The sequence below is a fragment of the Klebsiella sp. PL-2018 genome, from assembly GCF_019048985.1.
GTDB classification, from domain to species: domain Bacteria; phylum Pseudomonadota; class Gammaproteobacteria; order Enterobacterales; family Enterobacteriaceae; genus Klebsiella; species Klebsiella michiganensis.
This window is the reverse complement of sequence record NZ_CP077673.1, coordinates 783812-810386: the sequence shown is the minus strand read 5'-3', so window position 1 is coordinate 810386 and position 26575 is coordinate 783812. Positions and strand designations below refer to the sequence as shown.

At 54.5% G+C, this 26575-nt stretch carries 25 protein-coding genes; 10 read left to right on the top strand and 15 right to left on the bottom strand.

Going from position 1 to position 26575, the window contains the following annotated elements:
- Positions 1–92 precede the first annotated feature (92 nt).
- Complete coding sequence (locus MKleb_RS03835) at positions 93–1139, top strand: GGDEF domain-containing protein (protein WP_025106869.1); 1047 nt, start codon at positions 93–95, stop codon at positions 1137–1139.
- Between the two features lie 107 nt (positions 1140–1246).
- Positions 1247–2035, top strand: a complete 789-nt coding sequence (gene fhuF / locus MKleb_RS03830) for a siderophore-iron reductase FhuF (RefSeq protein ID WP_025106870.1) — start codon at positions 1247–1249, stop codon at positions 2033–2035.
- A gap of 46 nt (positions 2036–2081) precedes the next feature.
- Here fhuF and MKleb_RS03825 read toward each other — a convergent pair whose 3' ends face one another.
- Positions 2082–3425, bottom strand: coding sequence for a PTS sugar transporter subunit IIC (locus MKleb_RS03825; protein WP_025106871.1), 1344 nt, complete (start codon positions 3423–3425; stop codon positions 2082–2084).
- A gap of 340 nt (positions 3426–3765) precedes the next feature.
- Here MKleb_RS03825 and MKleb_RS03820 point away from each other — a divergent pair, with 340 nt between their 5' ends.
- Positions 3766–4224 (top strand): YbaK/EbsC family protein, encoded by a 459-nt coding sequence (locus MKleb_RS03820; RefSeq protein WP_014227821.1) that lies wholly within the window; start codon positions 3766–3768, stop codon positions 4222–4224.
- A 13-nt stretch (positions 4225–4237) separates the two neighbouring features.
- Here the strand turns inward: MKleb_RS03820 and bglJ are convergent, their stop codons facing one another.
- The 4 genes from bglJ to pobA form a co-directional block, all read right to left on the bottom strand.
- Entirely contained in the window at positions 4238–4918 is a 681-nt protein-coding gene (gene bglJ / locus MKleb_RS03815) for a DNA-binding transcriptional activator BglJ (RefSeq protein ID WP_025106872.1), read from the bottom strand.
- Positions 4879–5601: a helix-turn-helix transcriptional regulator gene (locus MKleb_RS03810; RefSeq protein ID WP_014227819.1), complete on the bottom strand. Its 723-nt coding sequence runs from the start codon at positions 5599–5601 to the stop codon at positions 4879–4881. The genes bglJ and MKleb_RS03810 overlap by 40 nt, the downstream gene beginning before the upstream one ends.
- A gap of 278 nt (positions 5602–5879) precedes the next feature.
- Complete coding sequence (locus tag MKleb_RS03805) at positions 5880–6749, bottom strand: helix-turn-helix domain-containing protein (protein ID WP_025106873.1); 870 nt, start codon at positions 6747–6749, stop codon at positions 5880–5882.
- Positions 6750–6771: 22 nt separating this feature from the next.
- Positions 6772–7956, bottom strand: a complete 1185-nt coding sequence (pobA, locus tag MKleb_RS03800; RefSeq protein ID WP_025106874.1) for a 4-hydroxybenzoate 3-monooxygenase — start codon at positions 7954–7956, stop codon at positions 6772–6774.
- A gap of 283 nt (positions 7957–8239) precedes the next feature.
- On the opposite strand from pobA, the gene MKleb_RS03795 reads away from it, so the two are divergent.
- The 6 genes from MKleb_RS03795 (at position 8240) to opgB (ending at position 13977) form a co-directional block, all read left to right on the top strand.
- Positions 8240–9016: a threonine/serine exporter family protein gene (locus MKleb_RS03795; RefSeq protein ID WP_025106875.1), complete on the top strand. Its 777-nt coding sequence runs from the start codon at positions 8240–8242 to the stop codon at positions 9014–9016.
- Complete coding sequence (locus MKleb_RS03790) at positions 9007–9480, top strand: threonine/serine exporter (RefSeq protein ID WP_004098364.1); 474 nt, start codon at positions 9007–9009, stop codon at positions 9478–9480. The genes MKleb_RS03795 and MKleb_RS03790 overlap by 10 nt, the downstream gene beginning before the upstream one ends.
- Positions 9481–9588: 108 nt before the next feature.
- Complete coding sequence (gene dnaT, locus MKleb_RS03785) at positions 9589–10128, top strand: primosomal protein DnaT (protein WP_009652817.1); 540 nt, start codon at positions 9589–9591, stop codon at positions 10126–10128.
- 2 nt (positions 10129–10130) lie between these two features.
- Positions 10131–10868 (top strand): DNA replication protein DnaC, encoded by a 738-nt coding sequence (gene dnaC / locus MKleb_RS03780; protein WP_014227813.1) that lies wholly within the window; start codon positions 10131–10133, stop codon positions 10866–10868.
- Positions 10869–10933: 65 nt separating this feature from the next.
- Positions 10934–11428, top strand: coding sequence for a YjjA family protein (locus MKleb_RS03775; protein WP_014227812.1), 495 nt, complete (start codon positions 10934–10936; stop codon positions 11426–11428).
- Between the two features lie 257 nt (positions 11429–11685).
- The gene (opgB, locus tag MKleb_RS03770) at positions 11686–13977 is read left to right on the top strand and encodes a phosphatidylglycerol--membrane-oligosaccharide glycerophosphotransferase (protein ID WP_025106876.1); all 2292 of its coding nucleotides are present in this window, start codon (positions 11686–11688) and stop codon (positions 13975–13977) included.
- 53 nt (positions 13978–14030) lie between these two features.
- On the opposite strand, the gene MKleb_RS03765 is transcribed toward opgB, so the two are convergent.
- From MKleb_RS03765 to MKleb_RS03720, 10 genes are all read right to left on the bottom strand, one after another.
- On the bottom strand, positions 14031–14981 hold the full coding sequence (locus MKleb_RS03765) for an Rpn family recombination-promoting nuclease/putative transposase (protein WP_025106877.1): 951 nt from the start codon (positions 14979–14981) through the stop codon (positions 14031–14033).
- 139 nt (positions 14982–15120) lie between these two features.
- Entirely contained in the window at positions 15121–16131 is a 1011-nt protein-coding gene (locus MKleb_RS03760; protein WP_025106878.1) for an SIS domain-containing protein, read from the bottom strand.
- 17 nt (positions 16132–16148) lie between these two features.
- Positions 16149–17210 carry an SIS domain-containing protein gene (locus MKleb_RS03755; RefSeq protein WP_025106879.1) on the bottom strand — a complete coding sequence of 354 codons (1062 nt, stop codon included), beginning with the start codon at positions 17208–17210 and terminating at the stop codon, positions 16149–16151.
- Between the two features lie 12 nt (positions 17211–17222).
- The gene (locus tag MKleb_RS03750; RefSeq protein ID WP_217076483.1) at positions 17223–18074 is read right to left on the bottom strand and encodes a PTS system mannose/fructose/sorbose family transporter subunit IID; all 852 of its coding nucleotides are present in this window, start codon (positions 18072–18074) and stop codon (positions 17223–17225) included.
- Positions 18052–18831, bottom strand: coding sequence for a PTS mannose/fructose/sorbose/N-acetylgalactosamine transporter subunit IIC (locus MKleb_RS03745; protein WP_025106880.1), 780 nt, complete (start codon positions 18829–18831; stop codon positions 18052–18054). The genes MKleb_RS03750 and MKleb_RS03745 overlap by 23 nt, the downstream gene beginning before the upstream one ends.
- An 18-nt stretch (positions 18832–18849) precedes the next feature.
- On the bottom strand, positions 18850–19320 hold the full coding sequence (locus tag MKleb_RS03740) for a PTS sugar transporter subunit IIB (RefSeq protein WP_025106881.1): 471 nt from the start codon (positions 19318–19320) through the stop codon (positions 18850–18852).
- Positions 19321–19334: 14 nt separating this feature from the next.
- The gene (locus tag MKleb_RS03735) at positions 19335–19757 is read right to left on the bottom strand and encodes a PTS sugar transporter subunit IIA (protein WP_025106882.1); all 423 of its coding nucleotides are present in this window, start codon (positions 19755–19757) and stop codon (positions 19335–19337) included.
- 99 nt (positions 19758–19856) lie between these two features.
- On the bottom strand, positions 19857–22622 hold the full coding sequence (locus tag MKleb_RS03730) for a sigma 54-interacting transcriptional regulator (RefSeq protein WP_025106883.1): 2766 nt from the start codon (positions 22620–22622) through the stop codon (positions 19857–19859).
- Positions 22623–22906: 284 nt separating this feature from the next.
- Positions 22907–24352: a tagaturonate reductase gene (locus MKleb_RS03725; RefSeq protein WP_025106884.1), complete on the bottom strand. Its 1446-nt coding sequence runs from the start codon at positions 24350–24352 to the stop codon at positions 22907–22909.
- A gap of 11 nt (positions 24353–24363) precedes the next feature.
- On the bottom strand, positions 24364–25386 hold the full coding sequence (locus tag MKleb_RS03720; protein WP_025106885.1) for a zinc-binding alcohol dehydrogenase family protein: 1023 nt from the start codon (positions 25384–25386) through the stop codon (positions 24364–24366).
- Between the two features lie 139 nt (positions 25387–25525).
- Between MKleb_RS03720 and MKleb_RS03715 the strand changes: the two genes are divergently transcribed.
- Complete coding sequence (locus MKleb_RS03715; RefSeq protein WP_025106886.1) at positions 25526–26440, top strand: GntR family transcriptional regulator; 915 nt, start codon at positions 25526–25528, stop codon at positions 26438–26440.
- Positions 26441–26575: the final 135 nt, after the last annotated feature.

Genomic DNA, 26575 nt, shown 5'->3' with positions numbered 1-26575 from the left:
TCGTAAAAACCTTATTTTGCGCACTGTTTTTTATTATTCACTTCAAACTAACATCACATTGAATTTTAACGATTAATAATGACAACTCCGACATGACTGCACAATCCTGGCGCTCCCATTACGAACAGAAATATCAGTATTCCTTACGGCTATTTTTACTGCTTAATTTAGTTTCATCCGTCTTATCCCTTGTCAGCCCGCTCTTTACCGTCATCACTTTTACATTACCCTGTTTTCTGATAGTTGCCTGCAGCACGGTCCTGCTGCTATGGCACTGTAAATTCTCTCAGCACAAAATAAATATTCCGGTTATTTCTCTGCTATTTGGCCTGCTTTGGGCGTGGCACGTTGCGCTAAAAGCAATGGTGATGGGGCCGCCGCATTTTAACTACCTGGTGATCGCCTTATTAAGCGTGTTATTTATTGGCACCATTGCTTTTTCCAGCAATATCATTGGCTTTACTTTGCACTCTTTACCCACATACCTTATCTGCCTGATTCTTGGCGGAGGAGAACAATGGCTGCGCATGTCCTGGTGCTTTCTGTTGCCTATTGCCGGTATCACCCTGCAAAGCCTTATTCAGAAACGCAGCGATGTATTCACGCAGGGGCTCATGGATAAGCTGCTGAAGGAACGCAATACCCTTAACGATCTCAGTATGTTGGATCCGCTTACCGGTTTGTATAATCGGCGGGGCTTACAAAACCGGCTGGACACCATTCTTTCTCTCGACGGCGCCGGGCATTACGTTCTGCTACTGGACATTGATCATTTCAAAGCCTACAACGACCACTACGGGCATATGATGGGCGACCAGGCTTTGATTCAGGTCTCCGCCGCCATTCGTAACGCCGTGCGCTCGCGCGACATCGTTGCCCGCTTTGGCGGCGAGGAGTTTATGGTGCTGTTGACCAGCAGCTGTGCGGAAAACGCCCTTCAGGCCGCAGAGCGCATCCGCCAGCGGGTCTACGATCTAAAAATCCCGCATATGTTTAATGAAAGCGTCGCGACCAACGTGACCATCAGTATCGGCATGACGCCGCTGATGGATGCGGATATCGACAGCGCGCTGAAACGGGCGGACAACGCGCTCTACGAAGCCAAAAATATGGGACGTAACATTATTCTCACCAGCTAGGCCTTTACCGCGCGGCAGGCGTCGCCGCGCGGACAAATCTCTTGCCAAGCCGGTGCCGCGGCATTAGTATCAGAAATCATTATCATTTAGATTTGTATCTGTCACCGATGGCTTACCGTTCACTTGCATTCAACAATGAGATCATCTGGCGGGCTCCGCTCCCTTCGGCTGAGCGTGAACTGGCGAACGCAATACGGGACAAGATTACCGCGTTACGTCCGCATCTGCTGGATTTTATCCGTCTGAATGAAGAAGCCCCTCACCATGCCCTCACCCTGGCTGAGTGGTCGCAGCCCGCGACGCTGAGTTCGTTAATCGCGACGTATTCTGACCATATTTATCGCAACCAGCCCGGGCAAGCCCGTGAGCAAAAACCGCTGCTATCCCTCTGGGCACAATGGTACATCGGTTTACTGGTGCCCCCTTTAATGCTGGCGCTGTTGAGTGAAGAACGCGCCGTTAGCCTGGCGCCGGAGCATTTTCGCGTCGAGTTTCATGAAACAGGCCGTGCCGCCTGTTTCTGGATTGATATCCATTCAGCAGGTACTTCCTCGGCAGAATCCGCGCAGTCCCGGATGGAAAAGCTGGTCACCACCGCTTTGCAACCCGTGGTGCAGGCGCTTGAAGCCACTGGCGATATCAATGGCAAACTTATCTGGAGCAATACGGGTTATTTGATTAACTGGTATCTCGGGGAAATGAGAACCCTGGTCGGAGATGAAAAAGTGGCCGCGCTGCGTCAGCTCTTCTTCTTCAACAAACAGCTATCAGGCGGTGAGGATAACCCGCTGTGGCGTACGGTGGTTTTACGTGAAGGGCAGCTCGTGCGCCGCACCTGCTGCCAGCGCTATCGCCTGCCGGACGTACAGCAGTGCGGGGACTGTACGCTGAAATAATCGATGGTGAAAACAAACGGGCGGCTATTCAGCCGCCCGTTTGTTTTTATGCCGTTTGCTGACTCTCTTCCGCCATGCGCTGCGCCTCTTCGGCCTCCTGCGCGAGCAGCTGTTTCTCGTACACCTTGAAGAACGGGAAGTAGATAATCGCCGAAACGCAGGCCAGGACGACCACCAGAATCGCCGCCCGGAAATCCCACCCCAGCGCCCACGCGCCGCCAATCGGCGCCGGAGCAGTCCACGGAACAACCGAAATCACCCGGCCGATAAGATCCAGCTTCATTGCCGCCCAGGCCAGTACGGCGTTAACCATCGGCGCCAGCAGGAAGGGAATAAAGAACACCGGGTTCATCACGATAGGGGTGCCAAAAATAACCGGCTCGTTGATGTTAAACAGGCTTGGCACCACGCTCAGACGGCCAATCGAACGCAGATGCGCGGAGCGGCTGCGCAGATAGCAGAATACCAGCCCCATCGTCGCCCCTGAACCGCCAATCACAATAAAGAATGTCCAGAACGCTTCCATAAAGATATGCGGCAGCGGAGCCCCCTGAGCCAGGGCCTGCTGGTTCATGCCGAGGTTAGTGAGCCAGAACATTTGCAGCATGCCGGAAACAATGGCCGCACCGTGGATCCCCGCAAACCACAGCAGGTGGCCCACCAGAACCGCCAACAAAATTGCGGGTAAGGAGTCCGCTGCGGAAACCAGCGGCTTAAAGATAGCCATAATCGCCTGAGGGATCAGCATATCGAAATGATGCTGAATAAGCAGGCTCAGGGGATAGAGCGTCAGGACGACAACCAGTACCGGGATCAACAGATCAAACGAGTTTTTGATCATCGGCGGCACCTGATCCGGCAGGCGAATACCGATATTATGCGCCTTCAGGAAGCGCATCATTTCAACGCAGTAGACCGCCACCAGAATCGCCGTAAATATGCCCGTTCCTCCCAGGCTATCTACCGGCAGGTTGCCGTTCGTTTTTGGCGCCGCCACCAGCAGGAAGGCCATGATCGACAGCATGGCGCACATAAAGGGGTCGAGCTGATTGGTTTTTTCGTAATGCTTGCCGAGGTTATAGGCGATCGCGGCACAAATGTAGATCGACATAATGCCCATCGTCATATCGAACGGCGTCAGAATTCGCCCTTCAAACTCTTTTGCCAGATCCAGCCAGGCGCGGGCAAATCCCCATGTGGTATCCGGTGAAAACGGCGGATACGCAAATACCAGCAGAAAAGAGCCGACAATCATAAACGGCATGGCGGAGATAAAACCGTCGCGGATTGCCATAACGTGGCGCTGAGACGAGATGCGTCCAGCGACAGGGCTGATGTAATTTTCTACGAAGCGAAATATCAGATTAAATGCAGCATGGTTAGCAGACATAGCAGCCCTCCTGACAGGCTAGATGAACAGGCCCAACAACGATTATCTTGCCGTTATGATGAACCCGCTTCGGCGAGAGGGTTACCCAATCGGATAGCCTGCTGGCCCGACTGCTCAACCAGGTTCGATTCATCTTCGGCTCTTTGTTATAGGTGACGCAGGGAAGTTACCTTGTCAGTATTCCTGTCTCTGTGAATAACCGCAACCGGTTACAGTAACCGGTTGCGGTGAATGTGAAGGAGATCCAGAAATTAAAAAGAATCTTGATTCTCTACCATGGATATTTACACTTTGCGAAGCTTGTGACAGATTTTTAACAAGCCTTAATCAGGAGATTCCAATGAGTCTGCAGTCCGTGCGGCAGTTTTTTACTGACCACGCCCCCGATATCGAAATCATCGAACTTACTCAGAGCACGGCCACGGTAGCGTTAGCCGCAGCGGCGCATAACGTTGAACCCGGGCAAATCGCCAAGACCCTGTCTTTAAAAATAAAAGAAAGGGTTGTTCTCGTTGTCGCGAAAGGCGATGCGCGCCTGGATAATAAAAAGCTAAAGGAAGCCTTTGGCGCTAAAGCCCGTATGCTAAGCAGCGATGAGGTCATTACGCTAACGGGACACCCCATTGGCGGCGTCTGCCCATTTGGCCTGGAAGTTCCGCTGGCTGTGTACTGCGATATCTCACTGAGGCAGTACCCGGAAGTGCTGCCAGCAGCAGGTTCAATATATAGCGCCGTTCGTATTTCACCTGAACGGTTGGCGCAGCTGACTGATGCTAAGTGGATTGACGTGTGTCTTTAACAGACCGCTGAGGTTACTGAGCAAGGCGCATCACCGTGGCATCATCATTATTCGCCGACAGGCGCATGAGTATGTCTGCCGCGCTCAGTAGTCCCATATCAGAACTGACGCCGAGCTTGGTCATGGCGTTAAACTTATGGGCCCGGATCGTTTTGATATTGCGTTCCAGCTGCGTCGCTATTTCCGGCAACGAGTAGCCATAAGACATATATCGCAGGATGGTATGTTCCGTTGGGCTCAAAAGTTGGCTATAGATACTCTGCTTTTGGCTTAACGAGCTCTCATTCGCCGGATAGCTACGATCGAGAAGCTGAAGCAAGCACTCCTGCAGCTGTAGCCGACAGGCCGATTTATTCAAAATACCGTGTAAGCGAGAAGGCGTCAGATGGCTGACCAAACGCATTTCCGCTTCATCATTAGCTAAGATAATTCTTTGCGTGTCGGGACAATAACGCGCGATCTCATGGAGAAAGAGCAAGCTTTCAAGTCGGGATCTGCGGTTACCTGAAAGTGAAAAAATAATCGCAGAAAAATCTCTCGCCTGAAACTCCCGTTTTAATGCCATCGTATCTTTAAAGAACTGAATACGATAATTCTTACCACTTTCATTAATTAATATGTGGCGAAGCGCCACTTCTGTCATCGCACATTTCTCTACGATAGCGACATATCTTGTTGTGAGGTCTTTTTCCATTCTGTTTGATCTCCATAGGCTGAATAAATATTCAGCTCCTTCATTCCCTGTGCACTATTAATCCAGGCATACATCTCTGCATTACTACGCAAAGATAAGCGGCGCATAGCACTATTTTTCTGCGCACTTATGGTTTTATTGCTCTTCTTCAATAAAGCAGCAATTTGATTAATTCCCCATCCTTTTGCAAGAAGCCTCAACACCTTACGCTCAGAAAGAGTCAGAATAACCAGCTTTTGCGGTTCTTCATCGATGCGTTCTACCTCAGGAGAGAACAACGTCTGGCTAATTCGTTCAGCGGCAAGTCCACCCGCGCGCACAACCTCAATGAGACGTTTTACCGGCTCGCTGTCCGAAATTAATGTACTTTCAGGACGCATTAATAATTGAACAGCTAACGGAAAACAGGCGTTACCTACCATAAAGACCCAGTGTATATCCCTGTATTGAGTCATTAAAGAGTAGTAATGTTCGCAAATATTTCTTGGATGCTCTATTTCACCGGACAAGTCAGCAATGACTAACACTGCACGACGCAGCTGCAGCAGGGTTAGCTCATCCTGAGAACGACAAAAACTCAATTCATAATCAGGGAGATGCTCCCCAACGATGGCTTTTAAGCCGGACTGCATAACCGGTATTCTGCTGATAATAATGCCGAACTTACCTTGTCCTGGTAACATAAACCCTCCGCTTCCTGTCGAAGACTCACCGCCGGCGGAAAAACAATTGGATGCATAATTTAATAGTCATCGTAATTATTTTGCCCAAATGAATCTTTATCATCCCTGGCGGGTGCGCGATATCGCACCCTAAAGCCAACTTAATAATGAGGAGTAACATATTGCTGTTATCCATACCAATGATTAACATTAACACAGGTAGTTGTCATCAATAAATTAGAAATGGTTAACATCGTCGTTAGATACGCTAACTTAAGATATATTAAATAACGATTTATTTATTTTATTTTTTTCCTAAATACTTTTGGTGATTCACCGCTATAGCGGCGAAAGAAGCGAGAAAAATAGGCCGCATCAGTAAACCCTAAGTAATCAGAAAGTTGAGCGATAGTCATGCTGGTATACTGCAGGTTGCGACGCGCCTCAAGCATCAACCTTTGATGTAAAACCCCCAGTGCGCTGCAGCCATAAAATTCATGACACAAATAATTCAAATGAGTCGCAGACACCCCCACCTCCCTGGCATACCCGGCTAATGGCATATGTTCACGATAGTGGCTTTCGATAAGGCGCGAGAAATGACGTATGACGCTCCGCTTACGTTCCGCTTTGTCCTCCGTTATGAGCTGCGGTTGATATTGCCGATTCAGCCAGACCAACAGCGCTCCCAGCAGTGAATGCAGCATCATTTCGCGCGCATCGTAATCTTCGCGGTACTCCTCTTGCAAAGCGGTAAACAGCGCCCGGATATGGCCCCGGGAGCTCTTCACCGGCACGCAACGCGGGTGGCCGAGCACATCCAGCTGACTGCCAAACTGATTTTCAAGGCTTCCGAGCAGCGGCAGCGCCAGCGACAAAACGTAGCCCTCCGTACCCGGCGAAAAGCGAAATCCATGAATACATAGCGCCGGAACCACCTGAATACAGGACGCTGTCATCACGGTCGTCGCGCCTTCGATTTCAATCTCCGCCCGCCCTTTATGCAGATACAGTAGCTGCACCAGCTCTGCGTGCTGATGCACGCGGATATGCCATTCATAAAGATGGCTGCGCTGGAGTATGGACTCACAGTGCAGAAGATCGGGCGTTGGCCAGCCCTGATCTTCGCCATACAGTTTGAAAACGGGAATGGTACTCGCTGCCTGCATCACGACTCCAGAGCCTTTTCTATTACGCCACGCGTTCCATCGGCAGACCCACATAGTTTTCAGCGATAGTGGTTAACCCGGCGCGTGATTCAAGATAGTAGCGACGATCCGCCGCCTGCATTTTTCTGTCGAACTCGCTTTGTTGCGGAAAATCATGCAGCAGACGCGTCATAAACCAGCTGAATCGCTCACCTTTCCACACCCGATCCAGCGCCAAACGCGAGTAGCTGGCTAAGAGGTCAATACGGCCATGGTGATAATACTCACACAGGATCCGCCAAAGATAGTTCACATCGGACGCCGCGAGATTCAGCCCCTTCGCCCCGGTAGGCGGTACGATATGCGCCGCATCTCCCAGCAGAAATAGCCTCCCGTACTGCATCGGCTCCACTACATAGCTGCGCAGCGGCGCGATACTCTTCTCAAGTGAGTGACCGGTTACTAACTTATTGGTCAGCTCATCAGGGAGACGCCGCTTGAGCTCAGTCCAGAAGCGTTCATCAGACCACTCCTCCACCTTTTCGCTAAGCGGTACCTGCAGATAATAGCGGCTTCGAGTTAGTGATCGCTGACTACAGAGCACAAACCCCCGCTCGTGGTGGGCGTAAATCAGCTCCGGGTTCACCGGTGGCGTATCGGCCAGCAGCCCGAGCCAGCCAAACGGCCAGACGCTCTCGTACTCTTTCAGCACCCCTGCCGGGATGCTCTGGCGGGACACGCCGTGAAAGCCGTCGCAGCCGGCGATAAAGTCGCACTCAAGGCGGCAGTTTTCGCCATTGCTGATAAAAGAGACCGACGGTCGATCGCTTTTTGCCTCATTAATGGTGACATCGCTGACGCCATAAATCGTCGCTGCATCGCATTCCGCCCGCGCCGCCATCAAATCCCGCGTCACTTCGGTCTGGCCATACACCATCACGCTTTTGCCTGCCGTCAGTTCCGTCAGCGGAACCGGGACGCGCTTGCCCTCAAACAAAAATTCGACGCCGTGATGGACCAGCCCTTCCGCATCCATTCGCCGGGCCGCCCCGGCTTCGCGCAGCAGTTCTACCGTTCCGCTTTCCAGAATTCCCGCGCGGATCCTCCCCAGCACATACTCAGGCGTCTGTCGCTCAAGGATGACGGTCTGAATCCCGGCGTGATGTAATAACTGCCCCAGCAGGAGTCCCGACGGGCCCGCTCCGATAATCGCCACCTGTGTTTTCATCGCATCGCCTCAGCATGGTTAATTATTTGTTTGTTTTTTGTTTATTAAAAGTTTGAATTTGCATTTTTGATAACTCTGATGGGAAAAAGAAGGGAGAAACGGGTGCAAAAATTGGACTTTTCACCAATCTTGCGGAAGTGTGGCAGAGTTCAAATTTCAGGGTTCCCGTAGAGCGGGTGGTTTTTTACACATTGTTTGATCCTGACCGCTCAGCTAAAACAAGACTTCAGGTAAAAGTATCGCCAGACACTACGGCAACGGGCATCACGGACAGCAGGTATTTATGCAAGCAGATCGGGCAACTCAGCGCGCTATCACGCGATTGTGTATTCAATGTGGTCTTTTCTTATTACAACACGGCGCGGAAAGCGCGCTGGTTGAGGAGCTCTCAACCCGTCTGGGTCTGGCCTTAGGGATGGATAGCGTGGAAAGCGCCATCTCTTCGAATGCGATTGTTCTCACCACTATTAAGGACGGGGAGTGTCTGACCTCAACGCGAAAAAACACCGATCGCGGCATCAACATGCACGTCGTCACGGAGGTTCAGCATATTGTGATTATGGCAGAGCATAAGCTGCTGGATTATAAGGATGTCGAAAAGCGATTCGCGCAAATCAAGCCGCTGCGCTATCCGCGCTGGCTGCTGGTTTTCATGGTCGGCCTCTCCTGCGCCTGCTTTTGCAAACTTAACAACGGCGGCTGGGACGGTGCGCTGGTCACCTTCTGCGCCAGTACGGTAGCCATGTATATTCGCCAGGTACTCACCCATCGTTCAATGCATCCGCAAATCAACTTTTGCCTCACCGCCTTCGTCGCAACGACTATCTCCGGGCTGATGCTGCGCCTGCCGGCTTTCGCCAGCACGCCGACGATCGCGATGGCCGCCAGCGTGCTGCTGCTGGTACCCGGTTTTCCGCTGATCAACGCCGTTGCCGACATGTTTAAGGGGCATATCAACACCGGTCTGGCGCGCTGGGCCATTGCCAGCCTGCTGACGCTCGCCACCTGTATCGGCGTGGTGATGGCGATGACGATGTGGGGGCTACGCGGATGGGCATAATTTTCTATCTCTACGAACTGGCGCTGGATATGATGCTGGCAGCCATTCCCGCCGTCGGGTTCGCCATGGTGTTCAACGTCCCGCAGCGGGCGCTGCGCTGGTGCGCGCTGCTGGGCGCTATCGGCCACGGCTCGCGCATGGTCATGATGACGGCGGGTTTTAATATTGAGTGGGCGACGTTTATGGCGGCACTGCTGGTTGGCAGCATCGGTATCCAGTGGTCCCGCTGGTATCTGGCGCACCCGAAGATTTTTACCGTAGCGGCGGTGATCCCGATGTTCCCCGGCATCTCCGCCTATACCGCGATGATTTCAGCGGTGAAAATCAGCCATTTCGGCTACTCGGAAGAGATGATGATTATGCTGCTGAGCAACTTCCTTAAGGCTTCATCGATCGTTGGCGCATTATCCATTGGCTTGTCTATCCCCGGGCTTTGGCTGTATCGCAAGCGTCCGCGCGTCTAGCTAATCGCGCCGCCGGGTCGCCCGCGGCGCTCCTTCCTGAGCGACCTCTATGCTACTATGTGTGCAGCTACCCCTCTCTTTTTAGTTGTTCAGAGTTGAGATTGATTTATGTCTTCACGAATATTAACTACCGATTTTAGCGGTCTGGATGACTTCATGCAGGATCACGCAGCGGTACTGGCAAAATCGGCCAGCGGCGCCGTCGCCGTATTTGCCAACAACGCCCCCGCATTCTATGCGCTGACTCCGGAGCGTCTGGCGCAGCTGCTGGAGCTGGAAGCAAAACTCGCGCGTCCTAACAGCGATATTGCGCTGGACGCGCAGTTTTTTGACGAGCCGACGGCGACCCCCGTTGCGGTTCCGATGGGGAAATTTCCGATGTACGCCGACTGGCAGCCGGATGCGGATTTTCAGCGCCTGGCCGCGCTGTGGGGCATCGCCCTGAGCCAGCCCGTGACGCCGGAAGAGCTGGCGGCATTTGTCGCTTACTGGCAGGCGGAAGGTAAAGTCTTTCATCATGTCCAGTGGCAGCAGAAGCTGGCGCGCAGCGTACAGATTGGCCGGGCCAGCAACGGCGGTCAGCCGCGCCGGGACGTCAACGCGATTAGCGAACCTGATAATCACATTCCACGAGGATTCCGAGGATGAGCATGAAAAATGTCGGCGATTTAATGAAGCGCCTGCAAAAGATGATGCCAGCCCATGTCGAACCCGCGTTTAAGACAGGTGAGGAGCTGCTGGCATGGCAAAAAGAACAGGGCAAGCTGCGTTCTGAGGCGCTGGAACGCGAAAACCGGGCCATGAAAATGCAGCGAACCTTTAACCGCTCCGGCATCCGCCCGCTGCATCAGAACTGCTCGCTGGATAACTACCGGGTGGAGTGTGAAGGCCAGATGATTGCGCTGTCCCGAGCGCGCCAGTACGTCGAGGAGTTCGACGGCAATATCGCCAGCTTTATCTTCTCCGGCAAACCGGGCACCGGAAAAAACCATCTCGCCGCCGCTATCTGCAACGAACTGCTGCTTCGGGGTAAGTCGGTGTTGATTATCACCGTCGCCGATATCATGTCAGCGATGAAAGATACCTTTGGCAACCGGGAAACCAGCGAAGAGCAGCTGCTCACCGACCTGAGCAAAGTGGACCTGCTGGTGATTGACGAAATCGGCATGCAAACGGAATCACGCTACGAAAAGGTGATTATTAACCAGATCGTCGATCGCCGCTCTTCGTCAAAGCGCCCTACCGGTATGCTAACCAACAGCACCATGGACGAGATGAACAAGCTGCTCGGCGAGCGCGTGATGGACCGGATGCGGCTGGGCAATAGCCTGTGGGTTAACTTCAACTGGGACAGCTACCGCGATCGCGTAACCGGAAAAGAGTATTAAGATATTTCTGAACCCCGCCGGCGTTATAATCAGGGGATTATTCAGTCACGGCGAAGAGTACGTCTATGAAATCTGCAAAAACGTTGTTCCGCACGGCAATGGTGGCCGGCGCTTTATTGACCTTTGGCGCGCACGCCACCTCCTGGCAGGATTCGCTCTCCAGCGCCGCTAACCAGCTCAGCAGTCAGAGCGGAAGCCAGCAAAGCGGCGGTATGTCCCTCTCTTCGCTGACCGGTTTGCTCAACGGCGGCAGCCAGTCGTTGACTTCCAGCAGCATGAATAATGCCGCCGGGATTATGTCTTACTGCGCGAAACAGAAGCTGGCTTCGGTTACCAATACCGAAAACGTTAAAAATCAGGTTCTGGATAAGCTGGGTCTCAGCACGCCGGAAAAACAAAAAGAGGACACCAGCTATCTTGAGGGCCTTCAGGGCTTGCTGACCAGTAAAGACGGCCAGCAGCTGAATCTGAACACCCTTGGCAGCAGCCCGCTGGCGGAAAAAGTGAAAACCAAAGCCTGCGATCTGGTCTTAAAACAGGGCGTGAGCTTCCTCTCCTGATTTTATCCTCTTAATGCCGCGTTTGGCGCGTTACCCTTGCCTGCGCGGCGGCAACGTCTGTTTTTTAACATCTTTCCCCCAAATCCCCTGGCTGACTGGATGTGAGGCAGTTCAAAAACGGCGATTTCTAAACCAATTCTGAACCACAGCACAAATTCATGACGATACAATTGCGGCAATATTGCGCTGCAATTACAGTGTAGCGTGAAAAAAGATCTATCTGGCCAGCCGACAGCTGGCGTGAATGAGGATGAGCTGTGTCAGAGTTGTTATCCATCGCCCTGTTTCTTGCTTCGGTGATGATTTACGCATTAAAAGCCGGTCGTAATACCTGGTGGTTCGCCGCCACCCTCACTGTGCTGGGCCTGTTCGTTGTTCTGAATATTACCCTCTACGCCAGCAATTACTTCACCGGCGACGGTATCAATGACGCGGTACTTTATACGTTGACCAACAGCCTGACGGGCGCCGGCGTGGGCAAATATATTCTGCCGGGCGTGGGGCTGGTCGTCGCGCTGGTCGCGGTATTTGGCGCACTCGGCTGGGTGCTCCGCCGTCGCCGGCATCATCCTCATCACTTTGGTTACAGCCTGGTGGCGCTGGTTCTGGCGCTGGCGTCAGTGGATGCCAGCCCCGCCTTCCGACAGATTAGCGAGTTGGTTAAATCCCAGTCCCGCGATGGCGATCCTGACTTTGCGGCTTACTACAAAGAACCGTCAAAAAGCATCGCCAACCCGAAACTGAACCTGGTGTACATTTACGGCGAAAGCCTTGAGCGCACTTATTTTAATAACGATGCGTTCCCGAACCTGACCCCAGAGCTCGGCAAACTGAAAAGCGAGGGGCTGGACTTCAGCAACACCGCCCAGCTCCCCGGTACCGACTACACGATTGCCGGAATGGTCGCCTCCCAGTGCGGGATCCCGCTGTTTGCGCCGTTTGAAGGCAACGCCTCGGCCTCGGTTTCCAGCTTTTTCCCGCAGAATATCTGCCTTGGAGATATCCTGAAAAACTCGGGTTACGAGAACTACTTTGTGCAGGGCGCTAATCTGCGCTTCGCCGGAAAAGACGTTTTCCTTAAATCTCACGGCTTCGATCATCTGTACGGCGCGGAAGAGCTAAAAACCACCGTCGCCGATCCGGCCTATCGTAACGACTGGGGGTTCTACGATGATACGGTTCTTGATGAAACCTGGAAAAAATTCGAAGCGCTTTCGCAGTCAGGAAAGCGCTTTTCGCTGTTTGCGCTGACGGTCGATACCCATCATCCGGATGGCTTTATCTCCCGCACCTGCCAGCGTAAAAGCTACGATATGGACGGTAAAAAGAATCTTTCGTTCAGCGCCGTCTCCTGTAGTCAGGAGCATGTCGCGGCGTTAATCGAGAAGATTAAAGCTTCGCCGTGGTTCAAAAATACGGTCATCGTGGTGTCATCCGATCACCTGGCAATGAAAAACAGCGCCTGGGACTATCTGAATAAGCAGGATCGCAGCAACCTGTTTTTCGTTCTGCGCGGCGATGAGCCCCAGCAGGATACGCTGGCCATCAAGCGTAATACCATGGATAACGGCGCGACGGTGCTCGATATCCTCGGCGGCGATAACTTTATTGGCCTTGGCCGCAGCAGCCTTTCCGGCGAGTCGCTCTCCGCCGTGTTCCTCAATATGAAAGAGAAGGTGCTGGCGTGGAAGCCGGATATCATCCGCCTGTGGAATTTCCCCAAAGAGATGAAGAATTTCACCGTGGATTCACAGAAGAATATGATCTCCTTCTCCGGCAGCCATTTCCGCCTGCCGCTGCTGCTGCGTATCTCCGATAAGCGCGTTGAGCCGCTGCCGGAAAGCGAATACTCCGCGCCGCTGCGCTTCCAACTGGCCGATTTCGCGCCGCGCGATAACTTCGTCTGGGTCGACCGCTGCTACAAGATGGGTCAGCTGTGGTCGCCGGAAGTGGCGCTCTCTACCGACTGGTGCGTCTCGCAGGGCCAACTGGGGGGCGAACAGAAAGTCCAGCGCGTCGACAAAGCCCAGTGGCAAGGTAAAACCGCGTTCAAAGATACCCTTATCGACATGGAGCGTTATAAAGGCAACGTCGATACGCTGAAGATCGTCGATAACGATATTCGCTATAAAGCCGACAGCTTCCTGTTTAACGTCGCCGGCGCGCCGGAAGAGGTGAAGCAGTTCAGCGGCATCTCCCGACCGGAAACCTGGGGGCGCTGGTCTAATGCCCAGCTCGGCAGTGAAGTGAAAATTGAATATAAAGAGCCGCTGCCGGAGAAATTCGATCTGGTGATTACCGCCAAAGCCTACGGGCCGAATGCCAATAAGCCGATTCCGGTACGGGTGGGCAACAGCGAACAAACGCTAACGCTGGCCAATGATGTCACCACCACCACCCTGCATTTCGATAATCCGTCGCGCAGCAGTACGTTGACGATTGCGCCGCCGGACCCGCAGTCCACGAACGAGGGCAATATTCTCGGCCACTCTCCGCGTCAGCTGGGCATCGGCATGGTTGAAATCAAAGTGGTGAAAAGCGAAGGATAAGCCATCGTGCCCGGCGGCTTTTTGCGCCGGGCCGTGGTGACGATGGGTAGAAATTAGCCATGCAGCGGCTTTAGCTCATCCGCCGACAGTCCGGTAATCCGCTGTACCGTCTCGGTATCTAAACCGTTCTGCAGCATACTGCCGGCAATGCGCAGCGCTTCCCGCCGGCTCCCTTCCTGCAGGCCTTCCTGTATCCCTTCCTGCCTCCCCTCCTGGCGACCTTCTTGCCTGCCCTCTTGCCGACCTTCCTGCTTGAGCTTTTGAGCGATAGACATCAACCTCTCCTCATAGTGTGGCAGACGGCGGGCCAACCGGCGGAGAAACACGCTCGGATCGGCGCTATTGCCGTACTGCAGCATATAATGAAACAGCACTCTTAACTGCCTGCGGTTAGTGTATCCCAGCATCACAAGGGTCGCCAACGACTCCGTAATCCCGCTGAGATCGCGCTGACGAATATGCTTTTGCATCAGCTCCAGCAGAGCGACCCGCCGGTGCTGAACGATTTCATCGTCCGGCATCACCGTTACGTCAACCAGCGGAAACGGGCAGGCGTACAGCGTCCTCGCCATCTGCGGGTCGGCAAATTCGTCCAGCCAGTTCAGGGAAAAGGGATAAGGACTGGTCGCGCCGTGATAAAAAAGCATCGGCACTACCAGCGGCAGCGTTTTGTGCCCGGCGTCGAGATGCCGCTGCATCGCGGCAATCGCATAGCGCATCAGGCGAAAAGCCATATGGTTATCCGGCGAACTCTGGTGCTCTATCACCACATACACATATCCCAGGCCGCAGGGGGTTTGTACCGACCACAGTACGTCCGAATACCAGGCGCGCAGATCTTCATCAATAAAGCTCGCCGGCTCCAGCCGTAGGGTAGAAAAATCACACCGCTGGCGGATCGCTTCCGGCAGGTGCAGCGTGAGAAAATCATTCGCCGTCTCCGGGTGGCGAAGAAATCGCTTAAAGACCGCATCGTGCGGCGTTGAGGTCATCCGTTTTTTCATGGCCGTCCGCTTGCCTGAAAGAGAAGGAAAGCCGGACTCTACCATCGGTTTTTACTTCGTTGGTTTTGGCGATGATTTTATGGGAAGCGCCTCGGAGAAGGGCGCAGCGGCCAGTCCGGCTGGCCGCCATCAGCAAAGCTTAGTAATCAAACTGACGATAGTAACGGCGGATATTAAGGTCGTGCCCGGTATGGTGTTCAAAATGGGCCGCCAGCCTGTCCACCAGCAGGGTGGAAACCACGCACGGCGCCATAATCCAGCGGAAAGCCTCATCAATGCCGTTCAGCGGATAGTCGCGCGGGTCAATCACCACCAGATGGTCGGTGATCTTCTCAGCGAAGCGCTCAACGCGCTCATCCAGCGCCCGGCATTTACCCTCGCCTTTGACCAGGAACAGCGGGACCTCTTTTTCCAGCAGCTCCAGGGTGCCGTGGAAAAACTCGGCTGAACTCACCGATTTGGTCCGCTTCCACTGCATCTCTTCGAGAATACACATTGAGAACAGATAGACCTCACCCCACATTTCCGCCCCGCCGATCCACATCATATAGTCGCAGCCGTGATACTGAGCGGCGATTTTATCCGCCTGCGGATCGAACTGGCGTTTGGCCTGCAGGAGATTCTCCGGCAGCAATTCCAGCTGGCGTGCAAAACGATCGTAATTCGCGAAATCACCGTGACGATAAATGACGCGGAAGAATAACCAGTAGAGCAGCATATATTCATATTCCACGCCGTTCTTGTGGCACATCGGAATATGCCAGCTCGCCGCCTCGGCTAATGGCGAATCGGCGTTACGGGTGATGGCCACCACGCGAATCCCCTGCGCTTTGCACCATTCGGCAATGGCTACTGACTCTTTGGTATCGCCGGACTTGGATAGCGTAACCACCACCGCATCTTTATTTAATTTTTTATGTCCGCGATGAATTAATTCCGCCGCCTGCTCAAGGTAAACCGGCACGCTGGTTAATTCTTTTGCAAACTCATTTATTGCCATCATCGGCGCCAAAGAACCGCCCACCGAGGCGAAAAATAAGGCGCTACAGCCGCTCTGATAAATATCATCGGCAACGGTTTCCGCCTGTTTGCGCGCAGCGATGATCTCGCGAGCACTGGTCAGATACTCGTCCTGATTAAAACCCAACATAGTTTTCTCCTGAATAATCAGATTTTACTTTTTAAGACGCGATCAAAATCGTCAAAAATACGTTTAGCCAGATCGATACCTTTCAGGCCGGCGGTATGCCAGGCCAGCATCTGGACGGGAACAATCAGCAGCAGCGGCGCCAGGTGATGTTCACACGGGCAGCTTAGCGCCAGCGTCTGCGCATCCTCTTCGTCGCTCAGCGTCAGCGTAAAGGCGCGGGCAATGGACGGCGCCATATAATCCCGCAGCGCCCGGCTCCGCGCATCCGGCGCATCTTCAATAAACAGCATCACATGGCGGGCATTGGCTTCCAGATAGGGGCCGTGCATATAGGCCTCAAGTTCAAAACCGCTGGAAGGCACGCGTACCGTTTCGGTAAATTTGGTTTCGAACTCCTTCGCGACGCCCACCAGCGCGCCATAGCCGGTGGCGACAAAGCGCTCGCCGCCCCGCAGCGCTTCGCCATGCCTGTCGATAAACCGCGAGGTGCGGTCAATGACATCCGGGATCGCCGCCGCCAGCCGCTGCAGTTCGGCAAGATAGCGCTGCTCCTCGGCCTCGCTGGCTTTCCCCTGGGCACGGGCAATCATCAGCGCCATCAGCAGCAAATTCAGCACCGTCGCGCTAAACCCGCGGGTGACAAACCCCACGCTCTCGATACCGGTATTGATATCCAGTATCTCATCGCAGGCCCGGGCGATCGGGCTTTGCGTATCGGAGGTCAGCGCAAAAACCGGCAGGCTCAATGCCTGTACCTTACGCATCGCCGCCAGCGTCGAGGCGCTTTTACCGCTCTGCGAAATCGCCACCACCAGATCGGTATGCGGATCGACCGCCTCGTAGTGCGTAAAGTTGTACGGCTCTTTAATCTCAACCAGGACGCCGAAGCGCTGCTCAAAGAAATAGCGCGCGCACAGGGCGGCGTTCAGCGACGAGCCGGTCGCCAACAGCAGAATGCGGCGCACCGGGTGCTGGCGGGCAAAGGTCTCAATCGCCGCCAGCTTTTGCCGGTAGTCGCGCAGGATCTGCGTCAGACAGGCCGACTCTTCGCTGATATAGGTCATCATCGTTGGTACCATTTTCGACTCCCGTTAAAATAAACCTATCCACGACCCCAGAATGCCCACCAGCGCCATTCCGCCGATAATAGAAAGCGGTTTAACCTTGCGCCCCAGCAGCCAGTAAACGATGCCAAAACTCACCAGCGGCAGCATGCAGGGCAGGATGTCGTTGATAATGTCCTGCACCTGGGTTTTCGCCTCTCCGGCGCCGAATGAGAGGGGGATGGTGATATCAATCATTGAGGCGGTCATCGCCCCGACCACCATCAGGCCGATAATCGACGCGCCGTAGGTCAGGCTCTCCATCATTCCGCTCTTCTGGATCCGCTGCAGAACCCCGGTGCCCAGCACATAGCCCCAGCGGGTACAGAACCAGCGCACCAGGATGTGCGGCACGTTGAACACCAGCAGAAACAGAATGGGACCGAGAATGTTGCCCTTTAACGCCAGGCTGGTGCCGATGCCGGTAGCGATCAGGCGCAGCGTGCCCCAGAAAAAGGAGTCCCCCAGCCCGGCCAGCGGCCCCATCAGCGACGCTTTGACGTTATCAATCGCGTTGGCGTCCATGTTCTTCTGCTGGCTATTCTTCTCCTCCATCGCCGTGGTGATCCCCAGCAGCAGGGTGACGATATGCGGCGTGGTATTGAAGAACACCAGATGCCGTTTCAACGCCCCGGCCAGCTCCTCTTTGCGCGGATAGAGCTTTTTCAGCACCGGAATCAGCGCGTAAACAAAGGCGAGATTCATCTGCCGCTCATAGTTCCACGAGAACTCCATCTGGAAGGAGCGCCAGAATACCCGGCGTAGATCGCGCGGCGTGATACGGGCCTCTTCCTGCGCCTGCGGTTGCAGAGTCTCTTCAGAAATCATCTTCGTCGTCATCGCTGACTCCTTGTTCTGTCGTCGTACGAGGTGAGCTCAGCGCGGTGACGTTAACCATCACCACCGCCACGATAGCGCCGAGAATAGCGATGCCGGTCACCGGGATTTTCAGGTAGGCCATCAGCACAAAGCCGAGGAAAAAGTACGGCGCGACTTTCTTATTAATCAGCAGCCTGGCGAGCATTGCGAAGCCGAGTGCCGGAATAATGCCGGTAGCGACGCTGAGCCCGTGTTTGATAAATTCCGGGATGGTATCGAGCAGGGATTTCACCGCATTGCTGCCGACCAGGAATGAGATGGTCACCACCGTGGCGAGCATCAGCGACAGCCCGAAGCCGGCAATCAGATGCATGCGCTCAATGCCGCCCGTATCCGCCCGCTCCGCGTAGCCGTCAGCCTTCTGGCTGAGCATCGGGATAAACATCCCCAGATAGACGTTTTTCAGGATCAGCGTCAGGGTGGCGATGGGCAGGCCAAGCAGCAGCGCCGTTTCCGTTCCTGCGCCGGAGGTAATAGCGAACGCCACGCCGAGAATACCGCCGGTTACTACATCAGGCGGGATCGATGCGCCGACGGAGAAAGAGCCGATAAACGCCAGCTCGAGCGTCGCGCCCATGATGACGCCGGTCTGGACATCCCCCAGCACCAGCCCGGTCAGCAGCCCGGTGACGATTGGCCGCGAAATCAGCGACGTCCCCAGGGCATATTCCGATTGCGCGATAAACGCCACCAGACCCAGTAAGAGAGCCTCTACCATAATCTGTCCTCCGCGGAGTTAAACGCATTGCGCAAAAAGCTGTTTGCGATCGTTAGGGACCTGGCGGATCTCAACTTCGACGCCTTTCCCGACCAGCTGCTGCAGTTGTTCAATTTCTTCCGGCAGTAAATTAATCGCCTTAGAAATATTTTTACTGCCCTCTTTGGCTTTTATTCCGCCGAGATTAATACTTTTTATCCCCTCGACGGCGCTGGCAATACGCCAGGCGTCATTGACCGATTCCACGACGATAAAAAGATGATATTTATCCGTCACGCCGCTTTTTATCGATTCGATAGCGTCGTTAATATTTTTAATCACCAGTTTTACCGAAGGCGGTTTAGCGAGCTTAATTGTGGTTTTCCGCAGCTCATCTTCAGGGACATTATCGTTGGCGATTAAAATGCAATCGGCGCCGACATACTGGGTCCAGGAAAAGGCCACCTGGCCGTGAAGTAATCGATGGTCAACCCTTAATAGCGTAATCATGGTGTTCCCTCATTTCAGAAGTCTTTATCAATAGTCATCGCACTGGCAATCGTCTGATTGCAGTACTGAATGCTCTCTTTGGCGCTTGTTAATGCTTCAGAAATTAATTTCTCGGTATTTTCTTCGCCTGCGGAAATAAGTAAATCAATAATCAGCGGCAGGTTTAAACCGGACAATAAATGAAAATTAGGGCGCGATAAAAAACGCACAAACTCATTATTGACGCTACCGGCGAAAATATCCGTAATGACAATCAGCTCATCCTGGGTGGGGAAACGCGCCAGCAGCGTCTCCACCTGCTGCGTCAGATCGGCCTCCTCTTCGACGTAGGCGCAGAGTGTATAAATATCCGGCTGCTTACCGAGGATCAGCTCCACGGAGTTCAGCAAACCGTTAGCAAAGGTGCCATGGCTGGCAAAAATATAGTGTCGTTTCATCCTTACCTCGAAAGCGCATTCCACTGCTTTCTTAAGTGCAACCGGCGTGCCAGAAACAGTGGCGTGCCGGTTAGCGCAAGGACGAACCGATGAAGAGTCTTAAAACTCTTGATCTTCCTGAATAAATTCCGTTTCTCGCGTCAGGATATCGTGAATGTAATACAGCTCAACGGCGGGGATTTTGACACTATATCCGTTCTCAATGACACTAAAGGCCTCGCGCAGAATAACCAGCTCGCTCTCCGGACACTGTTTGCCGGAATAATGGGATGGCGAAGCGTTACGGATCAGGCGTTCTATCAGACAGCTGATATGCACGTACAGCGCCACCTTGCGATCGTTAGGCACATCGCAGCCGGCCAGATGCTCATAGCGCAGTAAAAACTGCTCGACCTGATTGATCACTTTACCGGTATCGAGGATCGTCACCGACTCGATCACCCGGCGCAGCGAGAAATTTTTCAGGATCAGGTTATTGATCTCGCTGACCTGCTCAGCGGAGGCCAGTTCGCCGAAGATACGCATCAGCGGGCGGCTTCCTTCGCCGGAAATCAGCGAATCCAGCGAGATCCACGGCAGATCGGCGAGATGCGGATCGAGGGTGCCGACAATCGCCAGCACCTCATAGCGGCTGAGCATCGGCGCCCGCCGCGCGGGATCGGCGAGGGTTTCCACATCGCATGCCACAATATCGATGCCGAGCGTCTCAGGAATGCTGGCTTTTAACAGCGCCGACAGATTCGCCGCCGCCCCCAGACCGGTGGCGCAGGTTGTAAGAATCGCCCGCGGTTTGTCCGTTTGCGGGTAATAGAGCTGATGCTCAACCGCGAGGTCATTGCCTATCTCCCGGACGATATCTTCCAGCATATCGCCCTGCAAAACCCGCTCCCCGACGTACATCGCCATCCCGGTCGAGACGTTATTAATAATCGCCATCGGCGTGGACAGCCGGCGGTTGAAGTGGCTGTGAATGGCGTTCAGCGATCCCATATCGACCAGGATGACCAGTCCGGAGGCCAGCGCGTGACTCTCGATCCAGGCCATCACCTGGTTAGCGATAGCCTCCGGCGTCACGTCGAGCGGCATATCGAATGACTCAAACAGCTGGCTTTTCAGCAACCGGTTCGCCACGTTGGCGATGCTGCTGGCGGTGGCGTAACCGTGGGCGAGGATAACTGCCCGGGTCACCTGCTGCTGGCTAATGGCGCCATTTTTCTGTAACCACAGCACCAGCAGCAGCAGGTCAATGCGTCGGGGTTCAATATCCAGCTTCAGCGCCAGCGCGGAGAGGATCTCTTCACAAAAGCGATAAAGCAGCGGGTATTTCTGCGCCAGGAAATCCTCCAGCTGGCGGCTTTTCTCATTGCTCATCGTCGACTGCGCCTGGCGAGAACGATGAATCAGGTAGTGGCTCAGGGCGTAGATACAGTTGCCGTTAAACTGAATATTGAAGCGCTTTTCAAGGCGATAAAACTCCTCCCGCACCTGATGGGTTATCAGCAGCAGCAGATGCGAGCTGTTGGCATCATGATTATCGAAAACCAGCCGATCGAAGAGGGTTTCCATCTCCTCGCCCATGCTTTTTTGCGCCTCTTCCCAGATCGTTTTTTTACTCAGCACCGCCTCATACAGCGCGAGAACGCGGCACTGAGCATCATAGATCAGCCCCTGAACCGGGTCGCGCGCGCGCAGCAGCCAGACCAGGCTGGTCTGCGGTTCAATAAGCAGCGGCTCCTGCTGGCCCATCGGTTCGCTAAGCGCCGGCGTCGCGGCCATGATATTTTCCGGCAGATCGTGCAGCGTGACGTTTAGCCTCTCGCTGCCCGGAGACCTGGCCCACGCCGACGCGACGGCGTACTTGACGACATTCTTCAGCTCACCGACGTTGCCGCGATAAACGTAGTGCGTCAGCACCTGTAAAAGCCGGGGCGTCAGCTGCAGCCGGGCGGACAGCGTGCGGGCCTCCTGCCAGAAAAACTGCAGCGTTAACGCTTCTTTCTCGCCGCGGCTGCGGTTTTGTAAATCAGGCAGGCTAATGAGGATCGGAATACGACGAATAAAGGTGGTCAGAAACGTGCTGTGAATATCTTCGGTGGTGGCAAACACCAGCCGCAGCGAAATCGGCATCCCCTGCGCCGTCTCTCCCACCCGATAAATCTCTTTGCGGTCCAGCCAGGTGAAGAGCTTCTCCTGGCCCTGCGCATCGAGGCGGTGGACCTCATCGAGAAACAGCACGCCGCCGTTTGCCGCTTCAAACGCCCCGGCCTTATCGCCCTGCGCGCCGGTAAACGCGCCTTTGACGTAGCCAAACAGGTTGGCGGCCAGCAGCTCCGGGTTGCTGGCGTACTGGGCGCAGTTGAAGCTGACAAAGGGCGCATCGGGCGCCAGCAGTCCCTGGGCGATAGCAAACTCATGCATAAGCTCCGCCATATAGCTTTTGCCGGTTCCGCTGTCGCCGACGATCAGCAGCGGCAGCCCGCCGTTGGGATAAAACAGCGCGGTTTTCATCTGTTCGATAGGCTTGCGCAGGCTACCGTCATGGCCGGTAAGCAATGAAAAATGATCCGCCTGTTCCGGCTGCCGATCGCTCTCCGCGAGCAGCTCCGCCATGCTGGCGTACTCGCTGCGGGAAAGGGGGAAAAACTGCTGGCAGAAGGCGGCCTTATGCAGGAAATAGACGGGACGGGTATTAACCTTCACCAGCACATCCTGGGCCACCAGCTGATTCAGATAGTGGCTGGCGGTGTTTCTTTGCATCGCAAAACGCCGGGCCAGGTAGCCGGCGGTGAAGACCTCGCTCAGGTTATCCGGATCAAAAAAATCGGTCTGATTTTGCAGAAAAGCCAACAGTTCCGTTTTACGCATCGCATCCCCCATCAATGCCATCATAGGTACTTAGAGCCTCTTCCAGTAGGCGTTATTGGCGCAGGCAGTTTGAACACGGCCAGCGCGGAAGAACCGGAGCGTACACGTAGTACGTGAGGATTCTGAGCACTGCCCAGGTTCAAAATGGCAAGCAAAATAGCCCTAATGGGATAGGCTCTTATGATGCGGGAAATCCACCAACCATTGGCGCTTAATTTATTTTTTGCGGTTCAGAGCACAAAAAAAACGGCGCCCAAATCCGCGGGCGCCGCACAACAAACCGACTACAGCCGCCTCAGGGCCTCCCGCATCCCCGCGCTCAAAATGACTTCCAGATACCGCGTGACCTGTTCGACAAGACCCGGTATTGCCGTCAGATCTTCACCCCAGTGCCCGGTATCCTGCAGGACTTCGGTGACCAGTTCATGCAGCGGGCGGCCTTGCGCCACCTGCGCCCATCCTGCGGCAAAACGGCTTAGCCAGACATCATCATCCTGCAGCGGATACGCCTGCCCGTCGCGCTGCCCGCGATAGAAGGCGATGAGCGCCGCCAGGGCGAACGTTAGCCGCGGCGGGATTGCGCCGTGCTGGCGGATATGCGTCAGCAGCTGCGGCAGGATCCGGGTGCGAAATTTGGTCATGCCGTTCAGGGCGATAGAGAGCAGCTGATGGCGAATCCAGGGATTAAGAAAGCGCCCGGTCACGGCATCGGCAAACTGCCTCAGCTCATCGGCCGGTAAATCCAGCGCCGGAATAATCTCCTCGTCGATAGTTTGCTGCACATAATGGCGAATGGCTTCGTCCTGCATCGCTTCGCCAACGGTATCGACGCCGCACAGCCACGCCACCGGCACCAGCGCGGTGTGCGCGCCGTTAAGAATGGCGACTTTGCGCTCTTTATAGGGCCGGATATCCTCTACGAGACGGATATTGAGCGGGTAACGTTCGAGCCGCAGCGTCTTCGCCAGCGCCTGCGGCCCCTGGATAACGAACAGCCAGAAGTATTCGGCGGTATCCAGGAAAGCATCATGGTAGCCCAGCTCCGCTTCGAGCTTTTCCGCTTCCTCGCGCGGGTAGCCGGTGACGATGCGATCAACCAGCGTTGAACAAAACGTATTGGCGGTCTCAACCCAGTCGCGAAACGCCGCGGGCAATTGCCACTCTTCGGCATAGCGCAGCACCAGCGCCTTCAGCGCTTCGCCGTTGTAGTCGATCAGCTCACAGGGGATAATCGTCCACCCCTTATCCGCTGCGCCGTTGAAATGGCGGAACCGTTCGAACAGCAGCTGGGTCAGCTTCGCCGGAAAGCTGACCGGCGGCTTATCGTCAGGCCGGTCTCCGGCGTGATAGCTGATGCCCGCTTCGGTGGTATTTGAAAATACGAACGCGATCGCCGGATTACGAGCCAGCGCCAGATAGCCGGCAAAATCCTGCCACGGGTTGATCTCGTTATTCACCGATCGAATAATCCGCGCCTCGCTCACCGCCTCGCCGCGTTCGTCCAGCCCGCGGATCGCCGTGGTGTAGAGTCCGTCCTGGATATTAAGCGACGGCGGAAACTCGGTGTTGATCGGGCGAATGATGGTCACGCCTGCCGCCAGATCGGTTTGCTCATTCAGCAGGTCCAGCTGCCAGTCGATAAACGCCCGCAGGAAGTTGCCTTCGCCGAACTGAATCACGCGCGTCGGGTACCGCGGCCCGGGAAAATCTTTTCTGTTTAACGATTTCATAGCCTTACCTGCTAAAAATGAATGACGCCTTTGATAAGCTGGCGATTGTTAATCACGTCGTTTTCGTAAATCTCAGCCAGCGACCTGAAATCGTAGCGGTGGGTCAGCATCATCCCGGCGGTGACTTTCCCCTCGGCCATCAGCCGCCCGACTTTGGCAAAATCCTCTTCCGTCGCATTACGGCTGCCCATCATGGTCGTCTCTTTCTTATGAAACTCCGGGTCCGGGATCTGCAGCTCACCTTTAAACAGGCCAACAAAGATGATGCTGCCGCCGTGGCGGATTAAATTCACCGTATTGTTCATCGCCTGCTGATTCCCCGTGGCGTCGATCACCTTCTGCGCCAGCGAACCACCAAACGCGGCACACAGCCGTTCGGTGAACTGCGGGTCGGAAGGGTCGAGCGTGGCCAGACCAAGGTGCTGCGCCACGTGGTCGCGCCGCGCCGGGCTGGTATCCGCCACCACCACCTGCGCCCCGTCGGCTTTGGCGATCGCCGCCGCCCCGAGACCAATGGGGCCCGCGCCGACCACCAGCACCTGCTCTCCCGGCTGGATAGCGGCGCGACGCACCGCGTGGGCGCTGATGGCAAAAGGCTCAATCAGCGCCGCGGCTTCCGGCTCGACGTCATCCACCACCAGCAGATTTTTTACCGGCACGCAGAGGTACTCGCTAAACCCGCCGTCCCGATGTACGCCGATCACGGAAATTTTCTCGCAGCAGTTTGTCCGGCCGCTCAGGCAGGCCGGACACTGACCGCAGGCGACGTAGGGTATGACGGCAACCTGCTGTCCGCTTTTCAGATTAAGAATATTTTTACCCAGACCGATAATCTCACCGCATATTTCATGACCGAGCACGCGCGGATAGCTAAAAAAAGGTTGATTCCCTCCCCAGGCATGAATATCCGTACCACAAATCCCCACCGTTTTTATTTTAATAAGCACTTCATCATCGCCGGGAATGGGAATCTGGCGTTTTTCCCAGCGCAATATTTTGGGTTCCTGACACACTAATGTATTCATCGACGTCATAATAATTTCCTCCGTATTTGTTGGTTTAGATATCGATGAAAAACAGAGGTGAGAATAAATTCATTGCAAAAATTGTGAAATCTCACGCACAAAACTGTTTTAAATCCGGCTTTAATAGCTAAAAAAATGGAGATGCATAATGAGCCGCTCGCAAAACCTTCGTCACAACGTCATTAACCAGGTCATTAACGATATGGCGCGCGGCTTTCTTCCGTCGCCGCTGCCCTCACAAAGCGCGCTGGCGGAGATGTACAACATCAGCCGCACCACCGTGCGCCATATCCTCAGCCACCTGTGCGAGCGCGGCGTGCTGCGCCAGAGCGGTCAGGACTACCAGATCCTTCGCCAGCCGGAGATGCAGGACGGCTTCGATGGCTCCAGCGCCTCGCTGGCCGAGCAGAACCGTCTCTTCGAGCAGGCGTTTTACACCATGATTAACCAGCGCCAGCTGCGCGCCGGAGAGATATTTTCCGAGCTACAGCTGGCGCGTGCTGCCGGCGTCAGCCCGGTCGTGGTCAGGGAGTTTTTGTTGAAATTCAGCCGCTACAACCTGATTGAAAGCGAAAAGCGCGGCCAGTGGAATATGAAGAAGTTTGAGCAATCCTGGGCCGAGCAGCTGTTCGAACTGCGGGAAATGCTGGAAACCCACGCGCTACAGCACTTCCTCAACCTCCCGGACAACGACGCCCGCTGGCTGCAGGCGAAAACCCTGCTTGAGCGCCATCGCGCCCTGCGTGACAGCATCGGCGACAGCTTTCGTATGTTTTCCCAGCTCGATCGCGACTTTCATTCTCTGCTCCTGTCCGCGGCTGAGAATATATTTTTTAATCAATCCCTTGAGATTATTTCCGTGATTTTTCACTTTCACTATCAGTGGGATGAGAGCGACCTTAAACAGCGCAATATCATCGCCATTGATGAACATATGACTATCCTGAGCGCGCTTATCTGCCGCAGCGATCTGGACGCCAACCTGGCGCTGCGTAACCACCTGAACTCGGCGAAGCAATCAATGATTAACTCGCTCAGGCAGAGCGAATCCCTGGCTTATTAAGTACCGATTAAAAACAGAAAATGATAATCAGCAGCACAGATCTCAAAACATAAACCAGCGCCAGAAAAAAGGTTATTTATGCTGAAAACAAGTCGACTTACTTTACTGTGAAATAGGTGGGTGGGTTTTAAACCA

Bases quoted from the DNA above. Each gene is read 5' to 3' on its own strand.
- MKleb_RS03740 (WP_025106881.1), bottom strand. From the start codon at position 19,320: ATGATTACGCTATTAAGGGTTGACCATCGATTACTTCACGGCCAGGTG.
- pobA (WP_025106874.1), bottom strand. From the start codon at position 7,956: ATGAAAACACAGGTGGCGATTATCGGAGCGGGCCCGTCGGGACTCCTG.
- MKleb_RS03745 (WP_025106880.1), bottom strand. From the start codon at position 18,831: ATGGTAGAGGCTCTCTTACTGGGTCTGGTGGCGTTTATCGCGCAATCG.
- MKleb_RS03805 (WP_025106873.1), bottom strand. From the start codon at position 6,749: ATGCAGGCAGCGAGTACCATTCCCGTTTTCAAACTGTATGGCGAAGAT.
- MKleb_RS03820 (WP_014227821.1), top strand. From the start codon at position 3,766: ATGAGTCTGCAGTCCGTGCGGCAGTTTTTTACTGACCACGCCCCCGAT.
- MKleb_RS03730 (WP_025106883.1), bottom strand. From the start codon at position 22,622: ATGCGTAAAACGGAACTGTTGGCTTTTCTGCAAAATCAGACCGATTTT.
- MKleb_RS03735 (WP_025106882.1), bottom strand. From the start codon at position 19,757: ATGAAACGACACTATATTTTTGCCAGCCATGGCACCTTTGCTAACGGT.
- MKleb_RS03760 (WP_025106878.1), bottom strand. From the start codon at position 16,131: ATGTTGGGTTTTAATCAGGACGAGTATCTGACCAGTGCTCGCGAGATC.
- MKleb_RS03835 (WP_025106869.1), top strand. From the start codon at position 93: ATGACTGCACAATCCTGGCGCTCCCATTACGAACAGAAATATCAGTAT.
- dnaC (WP_014227813.1), top strand. From the start codon at position 10,131: ATGAAAAATGTCGGCGATTTAATGAAGCGCCTGCAAAAGATGATGCCA.
- MKleb_RS03790 (WP_004098364.1), top strand. From the start codon at position 9,007: ATGGGCATAATTTTCTATCTCTACGAACTGGCGCTGGATATGATGCTG.
- MKleb_RS03755 (WP_025106879.1), bottom strand. From the start codon at position 17,210: ATGGTACCAACGATGATGACCTATATCAGCGAAGAGTCGGCCTGTCTG.
- MKleb_RS03825 (WP_025106871.1), bottom strand. From the start codon at position 3,425: ATGTCTGCTAACCATGCTGCATTTAATCTGATATTTCGCTTCGTAGAA.
- MKleb_RS03765 (WP_025106877.1), bottom strand. From the start codon at position 14,981: ATGAAAAAACGGATGACCTCAACGCCGCACGATGCGGTCTTTAAGCGA.
- MKleb_RS03795 (WP_025106875.1), top strand. From the start codon at position 8,240: ATGCAAGCAGATCGGGCAACTCAGCGCGCTATCACGCGATTGTGTATT.
- dnaT (WP_009652817.1), top strand. From the start codon at position 9,589: ATGTCTTCACGAATATTAACTACCGATTTTAGCGGTCTGGATGACTTC.
- MKleb_RS03775 (WP_014227812.1), top strand. From the start codon at position 10,934: ATGAAATCTGCAAAAACGTTGTTCCGCACGGCAATGGTGGCCGGCGCT.
- MKleb_RS03725 (WP_025106884.1), bottom strand. From the start codon at position 24,352: ATGAAATCGTTAAACAGAAAAGATTTTCCCGGGCCGCGGTACCCGACG.
- MKleb_RS03810 (WP_014227819.1), bottom strand. From the start codon at position 5,601: ATGTTACCAGGACAAGGTAAGTTCGGCATTATTATCAGCAGAATACCG.
- MKleb_RS03720 (WP_025106885.1), bottom strand. From the start codon at position 25,386: ATGACGTCGATGAATACATTAGTGTGTCAGGAACCCAAAATATTGCGC.
- MKleb_RS03750 (WP_217076483.1), bottom strand. From the start codon at position 18,074: ATGACGACGAAGATGATTTCTGAAGAGACTCTGCAACCGCAGGCGCAG.
- bglJ (WP_025106872.1), bottom strand. From the start codon at position 4,918: ATGGAAAAAGACCTCACAACAAGATATGTCGCTATCGTAGAGAAATGT.
- MKleb_RS03715 (WP_025106886.1), top strand. From the start codon at position 25,526: ATGAGCCGCTCGCAAAACCTTCGTCACAACGTCATTAACCAGGTCATT.
- fhuF (WP_025106870.1), top strand. From the start codon at position 1,247: ATGGCTTACCGTTCACTTGCATTCAACAATGAGATCATCTGGCGGGCT.